Here is a 7,752-nt window from a genome sequence, read left to right on the forward strand (position 1 = left end):
AGCACATAGGGCATGGCGGCAGGGAATGCTCAGCTTTTTTCCTTGACCACAATGGTGGCGATGTCGTTGTCCTGCAGTCGTTTGCGGGTCTGGTTGACGGTGGCAAGATCGTTGATAGGGCCGACCCGGACACGGTGCCAGGTATCGTTATCATTGATCTTCACCGTCTGTATCGAGGCCTCGATACCGTGCAGGGCCAGTTGCGCCTTGAGGCGGTCGGCCTGTTCGGGGTTGCGAAACGAGCCGGCCTGAATGATATAGCGGGTATTGTCGTCGGCCGGGGGGGTGGGCTGGCCGGGCTTGTCTGTTTTGGTCGCGGGTTCTTCAGATTTGTCGCCGAACAGATCGTGCTCGGGTATAACCACTTCCAGTTCCGGGAGAATGGTATAAAAATCGAACCGGGGTTTGTCTTCGTCCTGTTTCTGTTCATCCGGCGATGGCGGTGCCTGGCTGTTGTCACGACGTACATCGCGGGTATCCTGGCGACTGTCCTTGAATTTACCGATCAGCTCGTTGACCGAACTGCTGATGTTCTTGTCGGGATCGGAGCCGGCGTTATTGGCCAGATAGACCAGCAGCGCAATAAACAGGCCGATAAACAATCCGCCCAGCAACCATACCCAGCCGGGCAGGGAGTGCGGGTGTTTGGGTTTCGGAGTTTTGGCGTAATCGCGTGGCATAGGGGAAGCCTATCACCGAACGTGTGAGCGATACAGCATCGTCACGGTTAACACTACATGGACTGCGGCGCGGAAACGCCCAGCAGACCCAGACCGTTGGCGATCACCTGACGGGTCGCCTGACTCAGTGCCAGCCGCGCATTACGCAAGGGCGCCTCGTCCACCAGGATCTTGTGTTCGTTATAATAGGTATGGAAGTCATTGGCCAGCTCGCGCAGATAATGGCACAGCTGATGCGGCTCATGGGCCAGGGCCGCCGCTTCGATCACTTCCGGGTAACGGGACAGGCTGGTCAACAGCGACAGCTCGTGGTCGGTCGTGAGCTGCGCCAGCTGCTGCAGACCCAGATCCTGATCGTATTGCCAGCCTTTTTCTTCCAGCTTGCGCAGCGCGCTGCAGACGCGGGCGTGGGCGTACTGGATGTAATAAATAGGATTATCCTTGGACTCGGATTTGGCCAGATCCAGATCGAAGTCCATGTGCTGTTCGCACTTGCGCATCACATAAAAGAAGCGCGCCGCGTCGCTGCCCACTTCCTTGCGCAGCTGGCGCAGGGTGACGAACTCGCCGGAGCGGGTCGACATCTGCAGCTTCTCACCGCCGCGATAGAGAATGGCGAACTGCACCAGCAGGACATCGAGTTTGTCCGGTTCATCCCCCAGCGCCTTGAGTGCGGCCCGCACCCGCGGCACATAGCCGTGATGATCGGCGCCCCACACATCGATCACCCGATCGAAGCCCCGTTCCAGCTTGTCCATGTGATAGGCGATGTCCGAGGCGAAGTAGGTGGTCTGGCCGTTGTCGCGCACCAGCACCCGATCCTTCTCATCACCGAAATCGGAAGAGCGAAACCACAGCGCACCTTCTTTTTCATAAGTCTGGTCGCTGTCTTTGAGACGTTGCAGGGCTCTGTCCACGGCACCGGTTTCGGTCAGCGAGCGCTCGGAAAACCACTCTTCATAGGCGATACCGAACTGGGCCAGATCGTCGCGAATGTCCGCAAGGATGTAATCGAGCCCGGTGTCGAACACGAAACGGTATTCATCCTCACCCAGCAGTCCACGCGCGCGTTCGATCAGCGCATCAATATAAAGCTCCTTGTCGCCGCCTTGCGGTTCATCGGCGGGCAGGTCGGCGCTGATCATGGACCAGGGCTGACGAAAACGATCGCCGTGTTCGCGATGCAAGCTGGCGGCGATATCCCAGACATAATCGCCCTTGTAGCCATTGGCGGGAAATTCCAGCTCCTCACCGGCCAGCTCCAGATAGCGCAGCCAGACACTGACGGCGAGGATGTCCATCTGCCGTCCGGCGTCATTCACATAGTATTCGCGATGCACGGTAAAGCCGGCAGCGGCCAGCAGATCAGCGACTGCCGCGCCATAGGCGGCGCCGCGACCGTGGCCCACATGCAGCGGTCCGGTCGGATTGGCCGAAACAAACTCCACCTGCACCCGTTTATCGTTGCCGACGGTGGAGTGGCCGTAAGCTTCACCGGCTTCGAGGATCTGCGGAATCACCGCGTGAAAAGCGTCGTCGCTCAAAAAGAAATTGATAAACCCGGGTCCGGCGATCTCCACGTTGGTCACACTGGCGTCGACCGGCAGCGCGGCGACAATTTTTTCGGCCAGATCCCGCGGTTTCGCCTTCGCCGGTTTGGCCAGGAGCATGGCGATATTACAGGCCAGATCCCCGTGGGACGGATCGCGGGTACGCTCGATCTGGATGGCGGGATTGGCGTCAGCGGGTAAAGTACCGTCGGCCCGCAGGGCCTCGACGGCCTGCGCGATCAGGGCCTGAAGCTGGTTTTTCATGAAAAATTCAAGTCGCTTGCGTAAGTCGTTACTGGGGCGCCGATTGTAAACCACCGGCCCGTTCACGCCTAGCGTGAACGGGCCGGTGGTTTACAGGGGCTAGGGGCGAGTTACTAGGTGCTAGGATTTTTTTCCTGGGGCCTGACACCGGGGCATCGGTAGGCCGGACATAGCGAAGCGGTGTCCGGCAATCCGTGCGAAAGGGAAGATGCCCGATACCGCTTCGCTTTATCGGGCCTACATTTCAGGGCTTTTTCAAGGACCTAGTCCCTAGAAACTAGCCCCTGTTCCTAGAACATCTCCAGCGGATCGACATCAATCGACCACCGCACCCGGCGGCTGTCCGGGAGTTGTTCGATCCGGACGAGCCAGTGTTGCAGGAAGCGTTGCAGGGTCTGGCGGTCGGTGGCCTGCAGTAGCAGCTGGGCGCGGTAGCGGCCGGCGCGGCGTTCCATGGGGGAGGGCACGGGGCCGAGTAGTAACGGTTGATCGGCGCCGGTGGGGCCGGCACTGTCGCGGGCAGCCTGCAGAAAATCGAGCGCGGCGCGCGGATCGGGCGCTTCGGCACGCACCAGGGCCAGGCTGGCGTAGGGGGGCAGTTCGGCCTGGGCCCGTTCCTGCAGCAGGGTTTCGGCGAAGGCGGGATAGTCGTGGGCGGCCAGCTGCGCCAGCAGGGGATTGTCGGGATGGTGGGTCTGGATCATTACTTCGCCGGGGCGCTCGGCCCGTCCGGCGCGCCCGGCCACCTGCAAAATCAACTGGCCCATGCGTTCGCTGGCGCGAAAGTCGGCGCTGTAAAGACCGTAGTCGGCATCCAGCAGGCCGACCAGGGTCACGTCGGGAAAGTGATGCCCCTTGGCCAGCATCTGGGTGCCGAGCAGGATATCGACTTCGCCGGCGTGAATCTGACGCAGCAGCTCCTGCAGTGCGCCCTTGCGGCGGGTAGTGTCGCGATCGATGCGCACGACGCGTGCTTCGGGGAACTGTTCCTGCAGGGCGGTTTCGACCCGCTCGGTGCCAAGCCCCATGTGTAGCAGTTCCCCGGTCTGGCATTCGGGACAGGTCTCGGGCAGGGGTTGTTCGCTGCCGCAGTGATGGCAGCGCAATTTATTCTGGCGCCGGTGCACGGTCAGATGGGCATCGCAGCGGGCGCAACGGGCATGCCAGCCACACTCATGGCACATCAACACTGGCGCAAAGCCGCGGCGGTTGAGAAACAGCAGGACCTGGCTGTGCTGATCCAGATGCTGTTGCATGCGCGCCAGCAACTGGGCGGAAAGGCCATGCTCCAGTTTCTGGCCGCGTACATCCTGAATCAAGAAGCGCGGAAACACGGCGGCGCCGGCCCGCTCGGGCAGATGTAAATGGTGGTAACGGCCCTGGCGCGCATTGTGCAATGTCTCCAGCGACGGCGTCGCCGAGCCGAGCAGGATGGGGATGTTCAGTTTTTGCGCGCGCAGAATCGCCAGATCCCGCGCCGAATAGCGAAAGCCGTCCTGCTGTTTGAAGGAGAGATCATGCTCCTCGTCGATAATGATCAGTCCCGGGTTGGGCAGGGGCGAGAACAGTGCCGAGCGAGTGCCGATGATCACCCCCGCCTCGCCCTCGCGGGCCGCCAGCCAGGCGTTATAGCGCTCCTGATCGTTGAGCGCCGAATGCAGCACCGCCACGGGGGTGTTCAGGCGGGCGCGGAAGCGTTCTACCAGTTGCGGTGTCAGGCCAATCTCCGGCACCAGCACGAGTGCCTGGCGACCCTCGGCGAGCACCCGTTCGATCAATTGCAGATAGACTTCCGTTTTGCCGCTGCCGGTGACGCCGTCGAGCAAAGTGCAGTGAAAGCTGTTGCGCTGTTGCAGCAATTGTTCCACGGCGGTGTGTTGCGCGCCGGTCAGGGTCGGGGCCGACTGGCGCTGTTCGCTCGGCGGGGGCAGGGTGGCGCGCAGGCTCATTTCGACCCAGCCTTTGTCGATCAGTTTTTTCAGCACCGGCCGCCAGTTGACGTGCTCGGTTTCCAGTTCGGCGGCGTTGGCGCCTTCCGGCCGCGCCTGCAGGCTGGCCAGCAGGGCCGCCTGTTTCGGGGCCCGTTTCAGGGTCTGTTCCATGGCGGCGAGGCCGTCCGGGGTTAGCTGCCAGTGTTCGCTGCCGCGGCGGGCCGGTTGCGCCTCGCGGCGCAGCAAGACCGGCAGAGCGTGCTGCACCACCTCGCCGATGGGGTGTTGATAATAGCGGCTGGCCCAGCTCAATAACTCGAGCAGTTCACCACTGACCACGGGCGTGGTATCGAGCAGGGCCGTGGCCCGTTTGAGCTTGTGCCGAGGCACGTCGGTCCGCTCTGCGACGTCCAGTAGCAGGCCGATGACCTTGCGGCGACCAAAGGGGACCTCAACCCGGACACCCGGCTGCAGGCTGGCGGGATCGATCCCGGTCGGTGGCCGGTAATCGAAATGGCGACGCAGCGGTGTCGGAATGGCGATCTGTAAGATCGATTCGCTCATGGCTGTCGGGTGGGCGGATCGGGGAGAGGAAACATGTCAGTTAGCCGCATACGTTCAGATCAATTCTAGGTTAAATCACCTAAGTGCTTGAGGTGTTTTAAGAATGGCTGTTATCCACAGTTTCTGTGGATAACTGTGTGGATGAAATGGGGTAAACGGGGCCAACTGCCCGGCACTGTTACACTATTGTTAAATTGAGCACATTTTGTACGCATGGAAAATTAAATCAAAATCAATAATTTATATTATTTTTGCAGTTTTTGGCCCGGTCGGTTAACGGTCGCTTCGCCCTAACACGTTGTTATTTCAGGGCCTGTGCATAAAGTCAGGCGAAGCGTTGCTGATCCGCGCCGTCCAGAGCCCGTGATCCGGACAAAATCTCATTCGGATTCGTCCAGCGCGGGGGCTGGCAGGCCGTCGATGCTGTGCCGGTTATGCGCGTCACGGAACGTGCGAATTCCCTCCAGGCCCTTTTTTTCGGTCCAGCGGATCAGCGCCTCCCGCTGGCCGACCAGATCCATCAACGGTACGCCGTAGCCGCAGGAGGTCTGCACCCGCTCCACCTGCAGGCGGAAGATTTGCCGCACCCCGGGCAGGCTGGCATCGAACCGGTTGCGCAGTTCCTTCCAGTCGGGGCTGGCCGGCAGGATTACTTCGCCCCGACCGTACAGGCGCAGGATGCGCGGCGGACCGCTGAAGGCACAGAACATCAGGGTCATGCGCCCGTTTTCGCTCAGATGCGCGGCGGTTTCGTTGCCGCTGCCGGTCAGATCGAGAATGGCCACCGTGTAGGGATCCAGCATCCGCAGGGTGTCGAGTCCGCGCGGCGACAGGTTGACATGCCCTTCACCATCCAGCGGCGCGGTGGCATTGAAAAACAGCGGCTGCTGGCCGATCCACTCGGCCAGCTCGGGACTGATATGGTCAAAGACTTTCATTCTGGCAACTTGCACTGTGCGACTGGAACTGCAAGTGTAATGCGCCCAGGCTTTTAACGCAGCAGGATTGATGTTTATGAACCAGGAAAAGCTGGCCCGGGCGATTGGCGAGGCGCTGGGCGAACCGTTTACCATCGATAATATGAGTGGCATTGGCGGCGGTTGCATCAGCAGTGCCAGTCGCATCGACAGCGGCGGCCGCCATTACTTCGTCAAGTTCAACCGCGCCGATCTGCTCGACATGTTCGAGGCCGAGGCGGAAGGGCTGCAGGCGATGGGTGAGGCCGATGCGGTACGGGTGCCGCAACCGGTGACCACCGGCGTCAGCGACGGCCAGGCCTATCTGGTGATGGAGTATCTGGAGACCGGCGGCAGCGGTGATATGTCGCGGTTTGGTGAGCAACTGGCGCAGATGCACCGTTACACCCGCGAGCAGTTTGGCTGGCATCGCGACAACACCATCGGCTCCACCCCCCAGCCCAATGGCTGGCATAACGACTGGGTGCGTTTCTGGCAGGAACAACGCCTCGGTTTCCAGCTCGATCTGGCGCGCCGCAACGGCGCCGGCAGCGCCCTGTATGATCGCGGCCAGCAACTCAAAGAACGGGTCGCCGATTTTTTCACCGATTACCAGCCGACCGCCTCGGTGCTGCACGGCGATCTCTGGGCGGGCAACTACGCCTTCACCCGTGACGGCGAGGCGGTGATCTTCGACCCGGCCGTCTACTTCGGCGATCGCGAGGCGGATCTGGCCATGACCGAACTGTTCGGCGGCTTCTCGCGTTCATTCTACAGCGGCTACGACGCCGCCTGGCCCATCGACCCCGGCTACGCCACCCGCAAAACCTTCTACAACCTCTATCACATCCTCAACCACTACAACCTCTTCGGCGGCGGCTACGCCTCACAGGCCCAGCGCATGATCGACCAGCTGCTTAGTGAAGTCAGATAGGGCGGTGTGAATAAACGCAGAGGACGCGGAGGCGCAGAGGCGCGGAGAAAAGAACACTATATTGCATCCTCAAACAGGAGTGCCTTGCACTTAATATCTGGTTATAACTCAAGGGCGGATTAATAATTCAATTACTCCTCTGCGTCTCCGCGCCTCTGCGACCTCCGCGATAATTCCCAGAGAGTCAGCTAATAAATCGGTTCTTCGCCTTCGGGGCGGTGGCGAAAGCGCGGGTGGCTCCACCAGTATTGTTCGGGTTTGTGGCGGATGATGCGCTCCAGTTCGCGGTTCATCAGTGCAGTGGCCTGTTCGGGATCGGCACCGCCGATGGCCTCGTCCAGCGGTTCGAAGTGAATGACAAAGCCGCGCGAACGGGGCAGGCGTTCGGCCCAGGCGCAAATGACGGGCGCGTTATGCTGGTGGGCAAGGCGTGCGGGGAGTACCGGGGTGTTGGTGGGGATGCCGAAAAACGGAACTACCACGCCGGTCCCGGCGCCGGGGTTTTGATCCGGCAGGATGCCGAGAATCCGCTGCTTTTTCAGCGCCCGCACCGCGGCGCGAACCCCGCGTGAGGTGGTGGTGACCAGTTCGGCGCCGAAGCGCTGGCGGCCGCGCAGAATAAAATCATCGAACCAGGCCGAGCGCTGGGTGCGATAGAGACTGGTGATGGGATAGTGGCGGGAGCAGTACAGGCCAATCATCTCCCAGTTGCCCAGATGCGGTACCAGCAGTACCACGCCCTGTTGTTTGACCAGCGCGGTGCGCAACGCTTGCTCCCCTTCGACGCGGCGCACCAGCTTGATGATCCGATCGGCGGGACCGTGCCACAGGCGAAAGGATTCGAGCAGCGTCTGGGCCGTGGCAATCAGGCTG

The 7,752-nt window shown here is 61.2% G+C and carries 6 protein-coding genes; 1 reads left to right on the forward strand and 5 read right to left on the reverse strand.

The genetic code is table 11. The features are described 5' to 3' along the window. Window positions 1-29: 29 nt before the first annotated feature. From RI563_RS04825 to RI563_RS04840, 4 genes are all read right to left on the reverse strand, one after another. Window positions 30-680, reverse strand: a complete 651-nt coding sequence (locus RI563_RS04825) for an SPOR domain-containing protein (protein WP_310693219.1) — start codon at window positions 678-680, stop codon at window positions 30-32. Between the two features lie 53 nt (window positions 681-733). After that, window positions 734-2,494: an arginine--tRNA ligase gene (gene argS / locus RI563_RS04830; protein ID WP_310693220.1), complete on the reverse strand. Its 1,761-nt coding sequence runs from the start codon at window positions 2,492-2,494 to the stop codon at window positions 734-736. 290 nt (window positions 2,495-2,784) lie between these two features. Next, entirely contained in the window at window positions 2,785-4,989 is a 2,205-nt protein-coding gene (locus RI563_RS04835) for a primosomal protein N' (RefSeq protein ID WP_310693221.1), read from the reverse strand. A 380-nt stretch (window positions 4,990-5,369) separates the two neighbouring features. Beyond that, the gene (locus RI563_RS04840) at window positions 5,370-5,927 is read right to left on the reverse strand and encodes a pyridoxamine 5'-phosphate oxidase family protein (RefSeq protein ID WP_310693222.1); all 558 of its coding nucleotides are present in this window, start codon (window positions 5,925-5,927) and stop codon (window positions 5,370-5,372) included. Between the two features lie 76 nt (window positions 5,928-6,003). On the opposite strand from RI563_RS04840, the gene RI563_RS04845 reads away from it, so the two are divergent. Beyond that, window positions 6,004-6,879, forward strand: coding sequence for a fructosamine kinase family protein (locus tag RI563_RS04845; RefSeq protein ID WP_310693223.1), 876 nt, complete (start codon window positions 6,004-6,006; stop codon window positions 6,877-6,879). Between the two features lie 188 nt (window positions 6,880-7,067). Here the strand turns inward: RI563_RS04845 and RI563_RS04850 are convergent. Continuing rightward, window positions 7,068-7,752: lysophospholipid acyltransferase family protein (locus RI563_RS04850; RefSeq protein ID WP_310693224.1), on the reverse strand; the 685-nt coding region annotated here is incomplete at its 5' end.

It is taken from the genome of Thiohalophilus sp., from assembly GCF_031581315.1.
Lineage (GTDB): Bacteria > Pseudomonadota > Gammaproteobacteria > UBA6429 > Thiohalophilaceae > Thiohalophilus.

What these genes read in the sequence shown, in the direction of transcription:
- RI563_RS04825 (WP_310693219.1), bottom strand. Translation starts at nt 680, where the DNA reads ATGCCACGCGATTACGCCAAAACTCCGAAACCCAAACACCCGCACTCC.
- argS (WP_310693220.1), bottom strand. Translation starts at nt 2,494, where the DNA reads ATGAAAAACCAGCTTCAGGCCCTGATCGCGCAGGCCGTCGAGGCCCTG.
- RI563_RS04835 (WP_310693221.1), bottom strand. Translation starts at nt 4,989, where the DNA reads ATGAGCGAATCGATCTTACAGATCGCCATTCCGACACCGCTGCGTCGC.
- RI563_RS04840 (WP_310693222.1), bottom strand. Translation starts at nt 5,927, where the DNA reads ATGAAAGTCTTTGACCATATCAGTCCCGAGCTGGCCGAGTGGATCGGC.
- RI563_RS04845 (WP_310693223.1), top strand. Translation starts at nt 6,004, where the DNA reads ATGAACCAGGAAAAGCTGGCCCGGGCGATTGGCGAGGCGCTGGGCGAA.